Source organism: Thalassotalea coralli (assembly GCF_055786205.1).
In genome coordinates this window covers 1090646-1111007 of the sequence record NZ_JBVVBK010000001.1, presented here as the reverse complement: position 1 = coordinate 1111007, position 20362 = coordinate 1090646, and the positions used below count along the sequence as shown (strand labels likewise).

Here is a 20362-nt window from a genome sequence, read left to right as displayed (position 1 = left end):
TTATTTGCTTACCTTCAACGCAAACAGTAACATGAGATAAAAAGCTGAACAATAGAGTAAACAGGGTTTATGCCCTACCTAATTTAGTGAAAAAACAACAATTCAACTTTCAACACTTTCTAATCGCCCCACTTTGTATTGCCGCCTTATCTATATTGGCATTTTATATGGGGGATTCTGCCAAAGATCAGTTTGATTATCTTCGCCCAGTCGCAACAAAAGAATGGTGGCGAACACTAACAGCCCATGTTTTCCATACTAACGACGTACATTTGGCCTTAAACCTAGCGGCACTCGTGCTACTAAGTTTTATTCATAAACAATTTTATCGCACTACTAGCATTGCTTTACTCTTCATTGTCAGTGCCGCTTTCGTCGGTGTTGGAATTCATGTGTTTACGCCAGAAATGGAACGTTATGTAGGACTCTCAGGTATTCTCCATGGTTTTTTTGTTTGGGGTGCACTAAAGGACATCAGTGTAGGTGAAAAAACCGGTTACCTGTTGCTAGGAGGAGTAATAATAAAACTCATCTACGAGCAATTGGCAGGACCAAATCAAGAATTAATGAACTTAATAGAAGCAAACGTAGCCATTGATGCTCACGTTTATGGTGCGGTTGCTGGTTTGTTTTATTTCGTCATTACCGTGCTGTTAAGTCGTTTCAAAGACAGAGAATAGCAAAGTAAGCAATTTCTCTTGATGTTTGTCTCGATCAAAAAAAGCGCCAACGGCGCTTTTCTTAACTTAAATTTTTCAGTTATTTTTTAAGGCTTATCCATTCGAATAACAACACGTCTGTTCTTAGCTCGACCTAAAACGGTTTGGTTCGAGGCAATGTGTCGTTTCTCTCCGTAGCCACTTGCTTCAATGCGACTTGGTTCAACACCACTATCAATAAAATACTGTCTAATTTTGTTAGCACGCTTTTCAGATGTTTTTTGGTTAATATTACGAGCACCATAACTGTCAGTAAAGCCGTCAATTAACACTAAATCTAATTCTTGATCCAACATCAAATATTCTTTGATCATTGCGATTCTTCGCTTAGACGCTTTGGTAAAATCATCCGAGCCAAATTCGAAATTTAAAACCGTATAAGAGATATCTTCAAAGCTGTAGTTAAGTAAATTTCCTACACACGATACAAAGTCTCTATAAGCTTTATGAAATTTAGAAGAAGACAAGGCTACCGACACTTTATCTTGATCGTTGTACCAGTCGTCATAGTAAAAGGTTGGGTTCATGCCCTTTTCCAACTCAGACAACATAGTCCAAGCAACTTTCTTGGATAAATCTGGTGAAAATTGTTTATATAACTTCATGTCAGCCAATACACGACCAGATTTTCCAGGTCGCCAATTCGGCGCGACACTTTTCACTTGTGCTAATGAGTAGCTATCAGGCAACATCAACATATCAAGCTCAAACATCATATTAGTATTACGGTTCGCTGTTGATACGAACTTAGCTTCGCCGTAATTCGGAATTTGATGCGACAGTGTACAAGCTAGTCTTGAGTTATCAGTCATTTGCCATTTAGAGCTAGCAATTTCAGCTTGATATTGCCTCATCCCAGCGTGAGAAGAGGTTACAGTTAGCGCAAGAAGAGTAGTTAACAATACTTTTTTCATAGTCACTGAACAATTTTTATTGGCGTGTTAACAGTATCGGCACAATTAACAGTTACTTTAACATTAATTATAGGCAAGAAAACTATTTTCTCATTTAATAGTAACGAGCAGATGTTCACTGGCGATGTTTTTTGACATAATAGCCGCCCTTAAACAAACAAATAGTAAAGCTGCAGTAAAGTAATACAATGACTGATATTCAGAACCAAGCCACGCCTTCTCACGTTTATAACTTTTCAGATAGATTCCGTGGTTATTTTCCAGTAGTCGTTGACGTTGAAACAGCAGGTTTCAACGCGAAAACCGATGCTCTTCTTGAACTGGCAGCAACTACACTAAATTACGATGAAAACACTGGGTTATTTTCTTTAGACCAAACCATTCACTTTAACATTGAACCGTTTGAAGGCGCTAATTTAGAGCCAGCAGCACTAGAGTTTACAGGGATTGACCCAACAAATCCTTTACGTGGAGCGGTAAGCGAAGAGGAAGCGTTAAAAGAAACCTTTAAAATGATCCGAAAGAAGATGAAAGCTGCGGGTTGTAAGCGAGCTGTTATGGTAGCCCATAATGCAGCATTTGATTTGGGTTTTGTTAACGCAGCAACGGAGCGATGCTCTATTAAACGCTCACCATTTCATCCATTTGTAAGTTTTGACACGACAACGCTTTCAGGGCTAGCACTTGGGCAAACAGTTTTAGCTAAAGCCTGCCAAGCAGCAGGACTATCTTTCAATAACCAAGAAGCGCATTCCGCTCTTTATGATACTGAAAAAACAGCCGAGCTGTTTTGTCATATCGTTAATAAATGGCAGTCATTAGGTGGCTGGCCTTTACCAGAATTAGATGACGCCGAAAAAAGCGATGATAATACTACTAGCGAAGTCGATTGTGGTGACGACAAGTAATATTTCTTACACCCCAAACGAGTACGCAAAAAGCTGTAAATTGATAACCACGATGATCTGTTGCCATCAGTAAAAAAATGCCCACTGCGATATAGCAATATGGTAGATATTCATACACGGCTTCAGGAAACAGCGCCGACGTTTTTCTTCTATTCGGTTTATCTTTGCGCCTAAAAGAGGAGCGCGTCACTAACACGATACAACCCGCAATATAGAAAATTGCTGAAGAAAATATAATTGGCAAGCTCTCACCGACGACTAATAGCCCACCACTCATCAAAAAATATAGGTAAGGTAAATTTTCATAAATAGGTTTAGGTAACTCCATAACACTCCATACATTTAATACCAATTTAATGTCATTGATATAACAACCACCTAAACCAAGTGTAGTTCAAATTTTATACATTTATAAAGAAGGGGCTCTCCTTTAAATTATTCAAACTCAAAGGAGTAAGGAATAGATAAGTCTAATAAGACTTATCTATTCGGACGGTATCATTGGCTAAGTATACTAAGCGCACCTGATCGCCCGATGCAAAAACCATATTAGGGTCTTGATCCTGAATGACCATATACTGCTCGCCACTCTCTACGGTAATAAGTAATTCAACCAATTGATAAATAACTTCTTGATACCTTTGCTGATTACTATCAGCAACAGAAGCGCCAATTATCGCCCCTAAAATAGTGGCAACATCTTTTCCAGAACCGCCACCAAACTGATGACCTATAGCACCGCCAATTAAAGCACCACCAAAGGTTCGCCAGCCATTCTTCTCGTCACGAATAATATCTTTACTCGTTACAATACGAACTGAATCTACCTGACCGAACAGCACTTTCTCAACTGGAACTGCCTTGTTTCGATCATAATCTGCAGCGAAGCTTAGCGAACTAAAAAGAAGTAAAATTAACGAAGCGAAATATTTCATCTTGTGTTTCCTACTTTACCAACCAACACGCTGTTTAGTGCGTGTTTTACGAATTTCAGTTTCATCTGCCCATTCAACTAAGCCACTTTCTAGATCCATCAAGCGCAAAGTAAACTTGTAGTAAACATCTGATTTATCTTTATTAGTTTTGACTATGCTAGACAAGTTTCCATATAGCATGTATTGAGCACCAGTCTGTTTGCCAAACTGAACTGCTTTATTGGTATCAACCATGCCGCCATCTTGCTGAAATTCAATTTGTTTGCGAGCAGCTTCTACACGTGACATATCAACAAAACGGAACTTCCCTGAGCGCAATAACTTAGTAGAAATCGAATCAGTGATAGATTCAGTGTCTATGTGCTCACTCGTTTTATTTTTAATACGTTCTACAAACACAACAGGGCGAGAATTCTGTGTTAACGTGCCAACAACCGGTGACAAAATCAACGAATCAGTCATGTCATTAGCCACCTTTTGCAAATCGGTTGAGCCAAAGTTTACATCGGTAGTCTCTACAGCGGTTGCATCACCATATTGGACAACTGACTTTTGCGCACAACCTGTGAAAACGGTAGCAGCTACAATACAAGAGGCGACTAAAGTTATCTTTTTCATATAAAAATCCTTGATTATTTAATTAGTATTTGTAGGCGTTACTATTAACAGTACGCACATAAACGTTAAAAGAAGTTACATTGCTAGAAGGGGCAACACCGCGTAATTGTGCAGTTTGATGACCGTGCAATTTTAACGGGCGCCATGGAGTTTTGTCGGGTTCAACTTCAAAGCCATTCTCATCAAACCAATTGAAATGATATTGCAGATGTTGGCTTTTCTCATATTGACTAGAAAGCTCAACATTCACTTCTAAAAAGCTTTGGTTTATCCGGTGTTTTACATTACTAATCGTCACTCTTTCCGCTAACTCAGGGTTATCTACCCGTAAGTATGTTGCTGGTGGAATTTCATTCGTAATAGATTCCGCGCCAATACCTGAAGTTACCGGCGGTGGCGTTTGACAACCAGTTATCAAAGCAGCTGAAAACAGGGTTGCTAAAGTTAATTTATGTTTCATATTAGTTCCTCTATAACACCACAGAGTTGGTATTAGTGTTAACCCCAGATGACGATACAGTCACTAGTGTGATGCCTCCGGGCTTAACGGTAATTTGGTAATCCAGAGATTGATTATTTACATTGAATTTTAAATTATGCTCACCGGCTGGCAAAGTTAAGCGAGCCATTTGAATAGAGTTAGGTAAAGTTAACCAGCTTCTCGTGTCGGCTTTCTCACTAGCGATATTGTATAAGCTTGCCAAAATGTTACCTACATCTCCGCCCTCTTTTTGCATTTTACGGCGAAACTCTTCTTTTGCGACAATACGTAATCCCTGTCTCGCTACGATACCTGGTAACTTCTCATGTAAAGACTTATGCGCCAAAGACTGCAAATGAACAATATCTTGAGTCGTGACGAACTTATCACCGTAACGAACAATCAAAGGCTGACCAGAATGCAATGATTCTTGATAAGCTGGCACAGCAAAGCTAAAAAAGCGAAGATCATCGTGGCGCGTGTACACAGGTAAATCAATTCTGATTTCTCTTTTTTCTTCTATTTGTGCTTGTTCAAAAAGTATCACCACATTAGCACTTTGCATATCTTTACCTTCAGCTATTGCAAAACGCTGTGAAAATAGTTCGATATCTTGTGTCATGCCTAATTGCTTAGCTAAGCGAAGCACATCTTGTTGCAAATAGGTATTTTCAGGATAAATGTCGATCGCGCGTTTATAATCTATATAAGCGTCATTTAACTCCCCTGCCGCCTCATATAAAACACCTGAAAGGTAAAAAGTATAGGCGTTTTGAAAGCCCTTTTTTATCTGATTTAACTTAGGGTCCATTGCTGGGTAAGAAGAGTAAACAGAAGACATTGACATGCCAGCGTCAGTTAACTCTTGTTCAGCTTCTAATATTTCCTGTTCGTTTTCTTTAAACGCAGTTTCTTGAACTAAGTTTGCACGTCTGACTTCCACTAGTGCAGAAGAAAGCTTTCCTTGGTAGGCAAAATTAAGGGCCTGATAACTATGAAGCATGGCCTGTTCATATTCTGGAATTTGGTAACTTAACGCGACATCATTGGTGGCAACAGCACCAACATTCTGTAGTCCTCGGGAAATCCTATATTCTGCTTGTAAGTTTTCTTGTTCAATTAGCTGGTATACCTGCTCAAAGTTTTGTTGGCTTTTAGCATAATCGTGTTTTAAATAAGATAGACGAGCCCGCTCTAACTCAACTAAGTTAAAGTTATTATGGTTAGACGCGACAACTGGTAAAGCACCAATAGCCTGCTGATAGTCGCCAACGTGTTGAAACTGCCTAGATGCCTTCATTTGCTCTGCATAGCCTGAAAAAAAGTCTTCAAATCGCATACTGCTGCAACTAGCGGTTAACCCTGCAACCACTAAAATCATTATCCGACTAACGCTTTTCATATCTTCTCTATCTCTATTTAAGTGTGGCTATATTAACGTGTTCTAAATTAACGAAAACTGAACGAATTGTTAAGATTACTATTTTGAGAAAAAATTTCATTTAAACCCATTATTTTTTGGCGTAAATTTTTAGGCATAAAAAAAGGCGCTATAAAAAGCGCCTTGTTCTCGTTAAGCATTTATTTATGCTCAACCGCAATAATTTCGTACTCTACAGCGCCTGCAGGCGTTGCGATTTCTACTTCTGAATCGACTTCTTTACCAATTAAGCCACGTGCAATTGGTGAGTTAACTGAAATACGGTTGTTTTTAATGTCAGCTTCGTCGTCACCTACTATCTGATAAGTCACTTCTTCGTCAGTATCAATATTCAGTAATGTCACCGTAACACCGAATATCACTTTACCATTGTTTGGTATTTTAGTGATGTCGATGATTTGTGCGTTACCTAGCTTACCTTCGATGTCTTGAATACGGCCTTCACAAAAACCTTGTTGCTCACGAGCAGCATGGTATTCAGCGTTTTCTTTTAAGTCGCCGTGTTCACGAGCTTCTGCAATCGCTTCAATTATTTGAGGACGCTTCACCGTTTTTAAGTGGTTTAACTCTTCACGCAATGCTTCCGCACCTTGCATTGTCATTGGGTATTGATTCATTCTTCTAACTTCCTAAATCAATTAAGGTGGCTATTACACCACCTTAATTCTTAAATTTTCCTTCTTGCCGAATATTTCAGCTTAACAGAAGGATTGATTTACACCAAGTTTTAAAGCTTAAGCTTTGCAGCTTTCATGCAACTCTTGAATTGATGTAACAATATTTCTATCGTCAGCCGCATGTGCCTGACACGCTGCATAGGCCGCGTTTAACGTCGTTGTATAAGCTACTTTATATCTCAATGCACCACCGCGAAGCACTTTAGAGTCTTCAATGGCCTTACGACCTTCTGTGGTGTTAATGATATAGCTGTACTCTTCATTCTTAATTCTATCAAGAATGTGAGGACGACCTTCATGAACCTTGTTCACTAAACGGCAAGGAACGTTCGCTTCACCTAAAACAACAGCCGTACCATGGGTTGCATCTAACTCATAGCCAAGTTCAACTAATTGCTTCGCTAAGTCAACAACACGTTCTTTATCACTGTTGCGCACAGAGATTAATGCTCGACCCGACTTAGGAACCGAAACACCAGCACCTAAATTTGCTTTTGCGTAGGCTTCTTCGAAAGTCTTACCAACACCCATGACTTCACCAGTTGAACGCATTTCAGGGCCAACTAGCGGGTCACAACCGTGGAACTTGTTAAATGGAATAACAACTTCTTTCACTGAGAAATATGGTGGAATTGTCTCTTCAGTAATGCCTAATTCCGCAAGCTTCTTGCCAGCCATTACTTGAGCACCAACTTTTGCAAGTGGCACTGAAGTCGCTTTTGATACAAATGGAACTGTACGTGCTGCACGAGGGTTAACTTCAATTAGATAAACTTTACCGTCTTTAACAGCCATCTGTGTATTCATAAGACCAATAACACCTAGCTCAAACGCTAAATCTGTTACTTGCTTACGCATCACGTCTTGTACTTCTTTACTTAAGCTATAAGCAGGTAATGAACATGCTGAGTCACCTGAGTGAACACCTGCCTGTTCAATGTGTTGCATGATACCACCAACAACAACATTTTCACCGTCGCAAAGTACGTCAATATCAACTTCGATAGCGTCATCTAAGAAGTGGTCAAGAAGTACAGGTGCTTCGTTAGAAACACTTACCGCTTCATTCATGTAGCGACGTAAATCTTCGATGTCGTAAACAATTTCCATTGCACGACCACCAAGTACATATGAAGGACGAACAACTAATGGGAAGCCAATCGCTTCAGCTTTTGCTAACGCTTCATCTAATGAAGTAACTGTCGCATTCTCTGGCTGTAATAAGCCTAAACGGTCAACCGCTTGTTGGAAACGCTCACGGTCTTCTGCACGGTCAATAGCATCTGGTGAAGTACCGATAATAGGTACGCCAGCAGCTTCAAGCGCGCGCGCTAATTTAAGTGGTGTTTGGCCACCGTATTGAACGATAACGCCTTTTGGCTTTTCAATACGAACAATTTCAAGTACATCTTCAAAGGTAATTGGTTCGAAGTATAAACGATCAGAAGTATCGTAATCAGTTGAAACCGTTTCAGGGTTACAGTTAACCATAATAGTTTCGTAACCGTCTTCACGAAGCGCTAAAGCCGCGTGTACACAACAGTAATCGAATTCGATACCTTGACCGATACGGTTAGGACCGCCACCTAAAATCATGATTTTTTCACGATCGCTTGGCGCTGATTCACACTCTTCATCGTACGTTGAGTACATGTAAGCAGTATCTGACTTAAATTCAGCAGCACAAGTATCTACGCGCTTGTAAACAGGGAAGATTTCAGCATTGTGACGCTTCTTGCGAATTTCAGCTTCACTTACGCCAATTAACTCTGCTAAACGTGCATCAGCAAAACCTTTGCGCTTTAACTGTCCTAGATATTCAGCCGTCAAGCCAGCCATGCCGCCTTCAGCAACTTTCTGCTCGTTTAAGACGATGTCTTCAATTTGAACTAGGAACCAACGGTCAATTTTAGTTAAACGGAATACGTCATCAACTGATAACCCTAGACGGAAAGCATCAGCAACATACCAAATACGCTCAGCACCCGCTTCTTGAAGCTCATGCATGATCTTGGTTTTCGCGCCAGGCTGAGTAACATCAACTTGAGGATCGAAACCACTTGCGCCTACTTCTAAGCCACGTAACGCTTTTTGCATAGATTCTTGTTGGTTACGGCCAATTGCCATGACTTCACCAACAGACTTCATTTGCGTTGTTAAACGGTCTTCTGAACCAGCGAACTTTTCAAAGTTAAAGCGTGGGATCTTAGTAACTACGTAGTCGATTGTTGGTTCAAATGAAGCAGGTGTAGCACCACCTGTAATGTCATTTGATAACTCATCAAGTGTATAACCAACAGCAAGTTTTGCTGCAATCTTTGCGATAGGGAAACCAGTTGCTTTTGACGCTAGTGCTGATGAACGAGATACACGAGGGTTCATCTCAATGATAACCATACGACCAGTGTTTGGACAAACACCAAATTGTACGTTTGAACCACCTGTTTCAACACCGATTTCACGTAATACTGCTAAAGAAGCATTACGCATAATTTGGTATTCTTTATCTGTTAACGTTTGTGCAGGTGCCACGGTAATTGAGTCACCCGTGTGAATGCCCATAGGGTCAAAGTTTTCGATAGAACAGATAATGATACAGTTGTCAGCTTTGTCGCGAACAACTTCCATCTCATACTCTTTCCAACCAATTAACGATTCGTCAATTAACAATTCGTTCGTTGGTGATAAATCTAGTCCACGAGTACAGATAGTTTCGAATTCTTCCTGGTTATAAGCGATACCGCCACCAGTACCACCCATAGTAAATGATGGGCGAATGATACAAGGGAAACCAATGCGTTTAGCTGTATCGCGTGCTTCATCCATTGAGTGAACAATTTCAGCACGAGGACATTCTAAACCAATGTTTTTCATGGCTTGGTCAAAGCGTTCACGGTTTTCAGCTTTGTCGATTGCATCGGCTGTTGCGCCGATCATTTCAACACCAAACTCTTCTAAAACACCGTTAGATTCTAATTCAAGCGCACAGTTAAGTGCTGTTTGGCCACCCATAGTTGGTAAAACTGCATCAGGGCGTTCTTTTTCAATAATCTTGCGAACAACTTCCCAGTGAATTGGCTCGATATATGTTGCATCAGCCATTTCAGGGTCAGTCATAATCGTTGCTGGGTTAGAGTTAACTAAGATAACTCGGTAACCTTCTTCACGTAATGCTTTACAAGCTTGAGCACCAGAGTAATCGAATTCACAGGCTTGACCGATAACAATCGGACCGGCACCTAAGATTAAGATACTTTTTATGTCAGTACGTTTTGGCATGTCTACTTATTCTCCTAACCTTTATTACTTACGTGCTTTAATTAAATCAATGAAGTGATCAAACAATGGCGCAGCATCTTGCGGACCTGGGCTAGCTTCTGGATGACCTTGGAAACTAAATGCAGGCTTATCTGTTAAGTGGATACCTTGCAATGAACCATCGAATAATGACTTGTGCGTTACTTTGATGTTTTCTGGAAGTGAATCTTCGTCAACCGCAAAACCGTGGTTTTGAGAAGTAATCATCACCACATTACGATCATAATCTTTAACTGGGTGGTTAGCACCATGATGGCCAAACTTCATTTTCACTGTTTGTGCACCACTTGCTAAGCCTAGTAACTGATGGCCTAAACAAATACCAAAAATCGGAATATCTGTTTCTAAGAATGATTTAATTGCAGAAATCGCGTAGTCACATGGCTCAGGGTCGCCAGGGCCGTTTGATAAGAAAATACCATCTGGATTCATCGCTAACACATCTTCAGCAGATGTTTGCGCCGGAACAACGGTTAATTTACAGCCACGCTCTACTAACATACGTAAAATATTGCGTTTTGCACCAAAATCGTAGGCAACTACATGAAACTCACCGTTTTCGTTAACACTGTGTCCTTCACCAAGCTTCCATGTACCTTCTTTCCACTGGTACTGCTCTTTGGTAGAAACTACTTTAGCTAAATCCATTCCTTTAAGACCTGGGAATGCTTTAGCGTTCTCTAGTGCTTTCGCTTCGTCTAAGTTGTCGCCAGCTAAGATACAGCCATTTTGTGCACCTTTTTCACGAAGAATACGAGTAAGCTTACGTGTGTCGATATCTGCAATACCTAAAATATTGTTATCTTTCAGATAGTCACTTAAACTTTTTTCGTTACGGAAGTTGCTTGCCAGAAGAGGCAGATCGCGAATAACTAAACCTTTTGCCCAAATAGCGCCGCACTCTTCGTCTTCGCTGTTCGTTCCGGTGTTACCGATATGTGGGTATGTTAGAGTAACAATTTGTTCTGCATAAGATGGGTCGGTTAGAATTTCTTGGTAACCTGTCATAGAAGTATTAAAAACTACTTCACCAACAGCCGCCCCGTCTGCACCGATTGCGGTGCCTTTAAATACAGTGCCGTCTTCAAGCACCAAAATGGCAGATTTAGTCAATTTAGCCTCCGTAAAGAAGAATGAAACTTAACGGTATCAAACACAAATGCCGCTACCACTAAGCATGAATGTCGCTAATGTGATTTTCCTTCACACATAAAAAATGCCAAAAATACCCTGTTGTTATCCTTAACAGTGAATTTTTGACAAAATCCACTTATTTTACGCTTTTATGACATATACGTCTAGTCTAAATTTATAAAAATATGGCTTTATAAGTCGTTTTTCTTCAAAAGCGATAAAAAAACGACTTTTCCCTAGTAAAATCCTTTAAATAGCTACAAAGACTTTAGGTTAAGTACATCTTGCATGTCATAAAAACCTGCACTTTCATTGCTTAACCAAGTTGCAGCTCGCATTGCACCTGTAGCAAATGTCATGCGTGACGTTGCTTTATGGGTAATTTCTAACCTTTCACCTAAGTCCGCAAAAAATGCGGTGTGCTCGCCAATAATATCTCCAGCGCGCACAGTAGCGAACCCTATGGTATCGCTCTTACGTTCGTCAGTAATGCCTTCGCGACCGTATACTGCCACTTGCTGCAAATCTCTTCCTAAGGTGTCAGCAATTACTTGCCCCATTTTCATTGCAGTGCCAGAAGGCGCGTCTTTTTTAAATCTGTGATGCGCTTCGAATATCTCAATATCAGTTTGCTCACCAATGGCCTTAGACGTTATTTCCAACAGTTTAAATAACAAATTAACACCGACACTGGTATTAGGTGCTAAAACTACAGGAATATTCTCTGCAAAAGTTTTGATTCGCGTAACTTCATCATCACTGAAACCCGTCGTGCCTATGACGACAGATTTATTATGTTTCTCACACCACGCTAAGTGCTCAAACGTAGATTCTATAGAAGTAAAGTCGATAAACACGTCAGCATCAAGTAAATCAGCTATATTTGCCGTGCTATTTACACCAATTTTACCAATTCCCGCTAACTCGCCTAAATCGACACCGATAAATGAAGATGTACTTCTTACGGTACCACCAACTAATGTAATACCGTCATAATCGTTAGCTGCTTGGATCAGGTTTCTTCCCATTCGACCACCACAGCCTAATACTGCTACTTTAATTGTCATTTATTCTGTTACTCCTGAGAAATAGTAAACCGGTTCTGCATTTCAACGTTTGCATGCACTTCCACCGATTGCGTACTGCAAATTTTAAAGGCGCTATCTACAATTGTTAAATGATAAATTGCGCGAAATTCTGTAAAAAGGTTATTTGATTGGTCAAAAAGACGCCAATCCAAAGAAGCGATTATCAAGTCATTGGTGAGTTCTTGCCATTGACCATTGGATACCGATATCCCTGAAATACTCTCGTTTTTTAATAAATCCGCACCTTGCGCAAAAGTGTCGATAAAGTCTTGTTCTGAGTTAGCAAGTTTTATGGTGTCTGGTGAGCTAAAACTGGCTCTAGCAGTATGCATATCGCGCATTTTCGCAATATCACTGTTAATAAATGCCTGTGTCAATTGAGTAAAAAACAAGGCGATGTCTGGTGAGTCCATGAATACAGTACAGTGAGATTAGTTTGCTATATTCTACGGAGTTAACGCTATTATTGCTACGTATGAATAAAAAAACGCGCTTGTATCTAAGCGCGTTTTTCAATTCTAATTAAATACAATGCCAAACTTAGAACTGGTAACCTACCGTTACGTAGAATTCCATACCAACAGGGTTGTACTTAGAAATGTCGGCAAATGGCCACCACTCTTCTGACTCATGACGAGGCGGTTTTTTGTCAAATAAGTTAACCACTGACGCATCAACTTTTAAGTCATCAGTAATAAAGTAGCTTACGTTTAAGTTATAACGTGTCCACGCTTTATAACGCTCATTTTCATCTTCTGACCAACGAACTGGCGAGCTACCTAAACGGTTAGCGAATAGTGAAACAGATAGATCGTCATTGCTCCAGCCAACAGTTGCTGTAGTGTGCGTGCGGAATTCGTTATTCCACTGCAAATCACGAATATCTTCTAACTCGTCTTCAGGTAAGTATTTTTCGTTCGTTTCAAAAATATTTGTGTAATTGATTGAGAAAAACACGTTTCCTAAATCACCAATATCTTTGTTATAGCGAGTTGAAAGGTCAATACCGCTTTGCTCACGTACACCTGTATTAAACGGGCTAGTTACTGTTGAAACAACGCCACCACGCGGGCCACCACGCTCTACACGGTTGAGCATTTCTTGACACTTAGCAGAGTTAGGATCAACTGTTTCGCCATACTGAGTAAAGCCAACGGTACATTCTGCTTCGTAGCGAAGAACCGTACCTGCACCGATAACACCTACTTTTTTCTCAAGACTAATTTCGTAGTAATCAGCAGTGAAAGACAAGTTATCTGTTAAATCAAATACGAAGCCAACATTAAAGCTGTCACCTGTTTCTTCTTCTAAAGAAAGGTCGCCTTCAGAATATTGACGAATGCTGCCTGTGCCATAGTTTTCACCACAGCTCCCCCAGCTTTCTCCTATTTGAATACCTTCTTCTTGAACACACGTAGTATAATCTGTGCCTGATGTAAACGAAGAGCTACGTCCAGCATACATATAATGCATATCTGGTGCACGGAAAGACGTTGAGTATGAAGTTCTCATCATGATCTCTTCAATTGGACGCCAAGTAAGGCCCACTTGATAAGTAAATGCACCACCTACTTCAGATTTATCATCGTAATAGTCGTAACGACCAGCTGCTTTCGCTTCTAAGTAACCGATAGAACTATCTGTATCCGTTAACGGGATTAAGAATTCGATACCAACTGCGTAGCGATCACGATCACCTTCACCGGTAATACCACTCCAGCCGTAGATATCGCCATTTACCGTTGGTTCATCAGTAATAAACTCGTATCCTTCTTTCAAGTACTCTGCAACTAAAGCAAATTGTAAGTCACCTGCCGGCATTTCTATCAATGCACCAGTCAGATCAAATGCTAAGCTATATAAATAAGAGTTACCATCACCTACGGAGTTGTGAGCAGCTTCATCAAACATATCTGGCGTTAGCTGACCAAAGAAATCAATGTTTTTGGGAGTAAAATCATCATTTAACACTGACTCATCTACTACCGCCCAACGAGAACCTTCCCAAGGCCAATCCCAAGCAACACCGCGTTCACCAAAAAGAAGTGTTAGCATCTTTTCATCGTCAAAACGCACAACGCTATCTTCATAATCATATTGGCTAGCAGTAAACGTTAATGAGTAGTCATAATCATCAGCGATTACACCTTCTATACCTACGATTCCCATTACTGACATTTCTTCGAACGTCTGATTTGATGTTGGTACTTCATGGTTTTGGAATTGGCGATAAATATGACGACTACCTTGCCATGTACTCCAATCGTCAACATCACTTCGTACGTCATAATCTAACGCATAGCTATAACGATAAAGGCCGGCATCCGCATCTGACTGTGTTGCCATGATAGTTGCAAATAAGTTTGAATCTTCTAATTCATATTCTAAGTTAACAAATGCAGAAACACGGTCACGAGCGTTTCGAACAGTGTACGTATCATAAACGTTATCGCCACAGAAGTGCGGGTCACCTTCAAATGGCGTTACCCAACCTGGCTGCTCTTTTGAGTAACCTAATGCATCACATTGATCTGATAAATCAATTAACATCCAAGGATCAGGCTGAAAACGCGCATAATACGACATGACTTGGCTTAAGTTATGACGAGATTCATTTGGGCTATCGTACGGAGAGTCAAACCAGTCTCGGTCTGTACCATAAATTGGATCACGCTGATCTACTTCAATCACCGCTGTGTATGAAAATGCGTCAATATTGCCGCCAGTGCTTAAAGTAAATTTCTTAGAAGCACCGCCGCCATCTTTGGTATCACCCATACGAGCAGTAACTTTATTATAGTCAACGTCATCTTTTAAAATTACATTGATAACACCTGCTACAGCGTCTGAGCCGTAAATAGCTGATGCACCACCACTTAAAATTTCAACACGCTTAACAGCTTCTGTTGGGATCATTGCAAGGTTAACGACGTTACCGGCAACGTTACCCGCTGGCTTAGGTAATACAGGAATACGACGACCGTTAACCAATGTTAAAGTATAGCCAGCGCCGAAACCTCGTAGATTGATCGCTTGAGCATTAGCGTTAAAGTTATTTGTGTCTTCTTCACCAACAAAAAGGCCAGTGTTCATGGACAAAGAGTCGAGGGCATCAAATACATTAGCATGGCCTTGCATTTGAATATCTTCTGCTGAAATCGTTACGATTGGTGAGATACCTTCCATATCAACACGCTTGATACGACTACCGGTAACTTCAATTTTTTCGATTTCTTCTTCGACTTGGTTCTCGTCTGACAATTGCTCTTGCGCAAGCAATGAAAATGGTAACAATCCTAGTGAAACTGCAATCCCTTTAGATAGTGCTTTTAATTTCATATGTGTTCCAACTGTTCAATTTAAATAAATGCATATTTATTCTTATTTTTATTGGTATATGCAGCTTAGCAGACCACATAATGTATACAATCAGTAATTAGATCAATTCCATTTTTGCATATAGGTACAAGGAAAATGCAGATTGTATATTACATAATGGTTACAAAGTATCTAACACTTGATATTAACCTAAAATTTACAAACCAAAAATCACACAAAAATAACCAACAATAACAACAAGTTAAATTAGAGTTACATTGTCGTTTACGAAACCATAGTTGTGCATTTTTTTCTATATAACTAAAAAATACATCATATACTTACAAAAAGTTACGCTTTACAATTGCGAACTTTTCAATAACGACTTTTACAGCCTAATTTAACGTTTTATTTAAAGTTGTGGGTATTTATGCAAATAAAGGGTGAATAAATATTCCTCAAAGAATTCTAAACATATATAAATCAAGACATTTACTTTCAGTTGCTTAAGTTCTTCAGGAAATAACCTGATAGCCAAGTATAGTATTCAATTCATAAATTGAAATTAAACGACCAAGACTTTGTACCTAACTAATGCCGACACGTTGTAGCTTTAATTCAAATCCTAAACCGCGACTATTCCCGTAAAACGCCATAGGAGGGTTTTCAAATAGCCTGAGCATTGTGATAACCGAAATCCCAAATTATCTATTTATGAATCAAACGACTATCTAAGTGTTACGTGATTTTATCGATTGCGTACACAAGTAATGGATATAGTTAACCAATGAAGCACATTAGATTGATTACAAGTGACCAGCAAAGGAGGCAAAAAATTGAGTGGTGTTTGAAAAGAAGAGAGTTGATAACAAATAAAGCCAGAAATAATTCTGGCTTTAGAAAAATATCACTAGTTTTAATCAGTTATAAAATTAGAACTTATAACCGACTGTAACAAAGTACTCCATACCAACTGGGTTGTACTTAGAAATGTCTGCAAATGGCCACCACTCTTCTGATTCATGGAAGTGTGGTTCTTTATCAAACAAATTAACGACAGATGCAGATAGTTCTAAGTCATCAGTGATCCAGTAGTTAACGTTCAAGTTATAAGTTGTCCAAGCGCCGTAACGCTCGTTAACATCATCAGAATGCTCTACTGGAGATGAGCCTAAACGATTCATAAATAATGAAACTCTTAAGTCTTCACCTGACCAACCAACAGTTGCAGTAGTTTGTGTTCTAAACTCTCTATTCCACTGATAATCTCGGATATCTTCGATGTCATCTTCCGGTAAGAACCTTTCATTGGTTTCAAAGATATGCGTGTAGTTTACATTGAAGAAAATATTCCCTGCGTCACCTAAATCGTGAGTAAATCGAGATGATAAGTCCATACCTTCTTGCTGACGTAAACCAGTATTAAATGGGTTAGCATCAACAGAAAGTACCGAATCATCGCGATCACGACGTGTTACTCGCCCTGTCATTTCTTGACATTTAGGAGAATTAATATCAACAGATTGGCCATATTGATCAAAACCGACTTTACATTCAGCTTCATAGCGAAGCACTGTGTCCGCACCTATAACGCCTACTTTTTTCTCAAGCGTAATATCATAATAATCAAGTGTTAATGACCAATTGTCAGTGATATCCAATACAACGCCAACATTTAAACTGTCACCCGTTTCTTCTTCAAGATCTGTATCACCTTGTGAATATTGTCTAATATCACCGGTTGCATAATCTTGCTTAGAACATGGATCACTCCAGCTATCACCGCTACTAAGCCCTTCTGTTTGCACACACTCTAGGTAATCGGTACCTGAAGTATATGAAGAACTTCTTTCCGCATAGAGTAGATGCATGTCTGGCGCTCTAAACGATGTCGCATATGACGCTCGTACCATAATCTCTTCTAACGGTTTCCACGTTAAGCCATATTGGTATGTAAATGCACCATCAACGTTCGACTCATCATCATAATAGTCATAACGACCAGCTAGTTTACCTTCAACGTAACCAATTGCGCTATCTTCGCTAGCAATTGGAATAGCAAACTCTACGCCTGTCGAATAACGCGTGCGGTCACCGCGGCCAACGATGCCACTCCAGCCATATATTTGGCCTTCTACCGTTGGTTTATCCGTATCAAATTCATAACCTTCACGCATAACTTCAGTAATAAACGAAAACTGCAAGTCGCCAGCAGGTAGCTCTACGATAGAACCCGCTATATCAAAAGCTAAACTATATAAGTAAGAGTCACCTATACCTTCTGAGTTATGCGTTGCACTGTCAAACATATCAGGAGTAAGTGGACCCAAGATATCAATATTCGTTGGCAAGTAATTGTTGTCTAACGCTGATGGATTTACCGTAACCCAAGTATCGCCACTATCTTCCCAAGGCATGTCCCAATCGGTACCTCGTTCGCCAAATAGAAGCCCCATCATATCCTGGGTATCAAAGCGAACAACCGTATCTTCATAGTCGTATTGGCTAGCAGAAAAGGTAAGTGAGTAATCATATTCATCAGCGATAGTACCTTCGATACCCGCGATTGCCATAATCGAGTACTCTTCAAACTCTTGGTTAGAGGTAGGTACTTCAAAGTTTCTAAACCGACGCCAGAAGTGACGGCTTGCTTGTCCCGTCCAGTTGCCATCAGCATCATAAGGGTTAGCTACATCGTCATGAACACTGTAATGGGCACCGAAACTGTATCTGTAAATACCAGCGTCTGCTTCAGAGTGAGTTCCCATGATATTAGCGAATACTGTTGAATCTTCTAATTCCCATTCAAGGTTTATAAAAGCAGAAACTCTATCACGTTGGTTACGAACGGAATAAGTATCGTATAGGTTATCACCACAGTAGTAACGATCATCAGTTACATACCAAGGTTGTGCTTTCTCATAACCTAAAGGACCACACTTTTCCCCAATATCGATCAATTCCCAGTTAGAACGGTTCCAGAAAGACATTACTTGAGATAGGTCATGGCGAGCTTCATTAGGGCTATCATTTGGGTGATCCATCCAATCACGATCAGAACCGTAAATTGGGTCGCGCTTATCTACCTCTAACACGGCAGTGTAATTAAAGTTATCTACTTGACCACCCGTACTTAATGTTAGCTTCTGACTTTCGCCGCCACCGTGTTTGGTATCGCCTAAACGAAGGGTCGCCTTGCTTCCTTCATAATCATCTTTAAGGATAATGTTGATTACACCAGCAACAGCATCTGAACCATAAATAGCCGATGCACCACCACTTAACACTTCGACACGTTTTACAGCTTCGGTAGGAATCATTGCTAGGTTTACAACGGCACCTGATACAGCGCCAGCAGGTTTAGGAAGTACCGGAATGCGACGACCATTTACCAGTGTTAACGTGTAACCCGAACCAAAACCACGTAAGTTTAGCGCTTGAGCGTTTGCGTTAAAGTTATTACTGCTTTCTTCACCAACAAAAATACCTGTGTTCATAGAAAGCGCATCTAACGCGTCATATACGTTAGCATGACCTTGCATTTTAATATCTTCTGCAGAAATCACGACAACTGGAGAAATGTTTTCCATGTCTACGCGCTTAATGCGAGAACCAGTTACTTCAATAAGTTCTACTTCTTCTTCAGCTACTTCCGTATTATTTGCAGCTTGATCCTGAGCTAAAACAGCCATAGGTAACAAGCCTAAAGAAATAGCCACTCCCCTTGATATAGCTTTTAATTTCATTTTTTATTTTCCAAAATCGTTTAGTTACAAGAAACGTTTTTTAGTATTTGTTTAACGACATGTTAACATGATGTTACACGACATAAATATAATGTATACAATACGTAGTAATAGCAACAATTATTTGTAAATTTAATGTAAATAAATATGAAATTTTTGGTTTTTTGTTCGGTATCGGTGAATAATTATCTATATAGAAAAGTCACGATAGAAATTGATCTACAAGGTGCAATTGAAAAATAAATAACAATATTTCAATAAGTTAGAAGATAACTTATTTTCAATCTACAAAGAAAATTTATTTAAAAGGCTAAAATCAACCGGTGAAATTTTATTTTTGAGAAGGTCAGGGTTAGTACTGAATGGTATAAGATAAAAATATTTAAGATAAAAAAATACTAACCGAATACGTGAGGTATTCGGTTAGTAAACATTGGTTATCCGATGATATCAAGTAACTCAACATCAAAAACTAATGCGGCGTAAGGTGGAATAGCGCCGTGTGAACCACGCTCACCATAAGCTAAGTGATAAGGAATATGTAAACGCCACTTTGAACCTACATTCATAAGTTGAAGCGCTTCAGTCCAGCCTGCAATAACACCACTTACTGGGAATTCCGCTGGTTGACCGCGATCATATGAGCTATCGAAAACTTCACCATTAATAAAAGTACCATGGTAATGAGTTCTAACAGTGCTTTGTGCCGTTGGTTTGTCGCCGTCACCTTCAGTTATAACTTCGTATTGAAGACCTGACTCAAGTACAGTTACTTCTTCACGCTTTGCATTTTCCGCTAAATAAGCTTCGCCTTCAGCAGACTTTTCTTTAGCTGCTTCTTGCTCTTGCTCTTGAAGTTTCTTAGAAACAACAGCAAATGCTTCATTTAAGTCAGCTTCTGAAACTTGGCTTTCAGCAGCGGCTAACGCATCAGCAAGACCTGCTTGTACTGCAGTCACATCAAAATCTTTAAAAGGGTTGTTACGCAATTGATCACCTAGTTGGCGACCAACACCGTAACTTACGCGTTGTTCGATTGATTCAAACTTATTGTCAGACATAAAT

General features: G+C 39.8%; 16 protein-coding genes. 2 read left to right on the top strand and 14 right to left on the bottom strand.

Annotation, left to right across the window (positions count from 1 at the left end; genetic code table 11):
• Positions 1-86 precede the first annotated feature (86 nt).
• Positions 87-680, top strand: a complete 594-nt coding sequence (rrtA, locus tag ACOB80_RS04900; RefSeq protein WP_473164686.1) for a rhombosortase — start codon at positions 87-89, stop codon at positions 678-680.
• An 86-nt stretch (positions 681-766) separates the two neighbouring features.
• Here rrtA and ACOB80_RS04895 read toward each other — a convergent pair whose 3' ends face one another.
• Positions 767-1633 (bottom strand): flagellar protein MotY, encoded by an 867-nt coding sequence (locus ACOB80_RS04895; protein ID WP_473164685.1) that lies wholly within the window; start codon positions 1631-1633, stop codon positions 767-769.
• 188 nt (positions 1634-1821) lie between these two features.
• On the opposite strand from ACOB80_RS04895, the gene rnt reads away from it, so the two are divergent.
• Positions 1822-2541, top strand: coding sequence for a ribonuclease T (gene rnt / locus ACOB80_RS04890; RefSeq protein ID WP_473164684.1), 720 nt, complete (start codon positions 1822-1824; stop codon positions 2539-2541).
• On the opposite strand, the gene ACOB80_RS04885 is transcribed toward rnt, so the two are convergent.
• The 13 genes from ACOB80_RS04885 to bamJ all read right to left on the bottom strand — a co-directional run bounded on the left by ACOB80_RS04885 (position 2510) and on the right by bamJ (position 20358).
• On the bottom strand, positions 2510-2869 hold the full coding sequence (locus ACOB80_RS04885; RefSeq protein WP_473164683.1) for a hypothetical protein: 360 nt from the start codon (positions 2867-2869) through the stop codon (positions 2510-2512). The genes rnt and ACOB80_RS04885 overlap by 32 nt on opposite strands.
• Before the next feature lie 142 nt (positions 2870-3011).
• Positions 3012-3476 carry an outer membrane lipoprotein gene (locus tag ACOB80_RS04880; RefSeq protein WP_473164682.1) on the bottom strand — a complete coding sequence of 155 codons (465 nt, stop codon included), beginning with the start codon at positions 3474-3476 and terminating at the stop codon, positions 3012-3014.
• A 15-nt stretch (positions 3477-3491) separates the two neighbouring features.
• A complete protein-coding gene (gene lpoB, locus ACOB80_RS04875) occupies positions 3492-4094 on the bottom strand; it encodes a penicillin-binding protein activator LpoB (RefSeq protein WP_473164681.1) in 603 nt (200 codons plus the stop codon).
• 22 nt (positions 4095-4116) lie between these two features.
• The gene (locus ACOB80_RS04870; RefSeq protein ID WP_473164680.1) at positions 4117-4554 is read right to left on the bottom strand and encodes a YcfL family putative periplasmic lipoprotein; all 438 of its coding nucleotides are present in this window, start codon (positions 4552-4554) and stop codon (positions 4117-4119) included.
• A 10-nt stretch (positions 4555-4564) separates the two neighbouring features.
• A complete protein-coding gene (locus ACOB80_RS04865) occupies positions 4565-5977 on the bottom strand; it encodes a COG3014 family protein (protein WP_473164679.1) in 1413 nt (470 codons plus the stop codon).
• Positions 5978-6156: 179 nt separating this feature from the next.
• Positions 6157-6633, bottom strand: coding sequence for a transcription elongation factor GreA (gene greA, locus ACOB80_RS04860; RefSeq protein ID WP_473164678.1), 477 nt, complete (start codon positions 6631-6633; stop codon positions 6157-6159).
• Between the two features lie 117 nt (positions 6634-6750).
• Positions 6751-9972, bottom strand: coding sequence for a carbamoyl-phosphate synthase large subunit (gene carB / locus ACOB80_RS04855; RefSeq protein ID WP_473164677.1), 3222 nt, complete (start codon positions 9970-9972; stop codon positions 6751-6753).
• 24 nt (positions 9973-9996) lie between these two features.
• Entirely contained in the window at positions 9997-11124 is a 1128-nt protein-coding gene (gene carA, locus ACOB80_RS04850; RefSeq protein ID WP_473164676.1) for a glutamine-hydrolyzing carbamoyl-phosphate synthase small subunit, read from the bottom strand.
• A gap of 278 nt (positions 11125-11402) precedes the next feature.
• Positions 11403-12212, bottom strand: coding sequence for a 4-hydroxy-tetrahydrodipicolinate reductase (dapB, locus tag ACOB80_RS04845; RefSeq protein ID WP_473164675.1), 810 nt, complete (start codon positions 12210-12212; stop codon positions 11403-11405).
• An 8-nt stretch (positions 12213-12220) separates the two neighbouring features.
• On the bottom strand, positions 12221-12646 hold the full coding sequence (locus tag ACOB80_RS04840; RefSeq protein WP_473164674.1) for a DUF6841 family protein: 426 nt from the start codon (positions 12644-12646) through the stop codon (positions 12221-12223).
• 127 nt (positions 12647-12773) lie between these two features.
• Positions 12774-15572: a TonB-dependent receptor domain-containing protein gene (locus ACOB80_RS04835; RefSeq protein ID WP_473164673.1), complete on the bottom strand. Its 2799-nt coding sequence runs from the start codon at positions 15570-15572 to the stop codon at positions 12774-12776.
• Between the two features lie 911 nt (positions 15573-16483).
• Positions 16484-19297 (bottom strand): TonB-dependent receptor plug domain-containing protein, encoded by a 2814-nt coding sequence (locus ACOB80_RS04830; protein WP_473164672.1) that lies wholly within the window; start codon positions 19295-19297, stop codon positions 16484-16486.
• 437 nt (positions 19298-19734) lie between these two features.
• On the bottom strand, positions 19735-20358 hold the full coding sequence (gene bamJ, locus ACOB80_RS04825) for a BamJ family beta-barrel-assembly machinery protein (RefSeq protein ID WP_473164671.1): 624 nt from the start codon (positions 20356-20358) through the stop codon (positions 19735-19737).
• Positions 20359-20362: the final 4 nt, after the last annotated feature.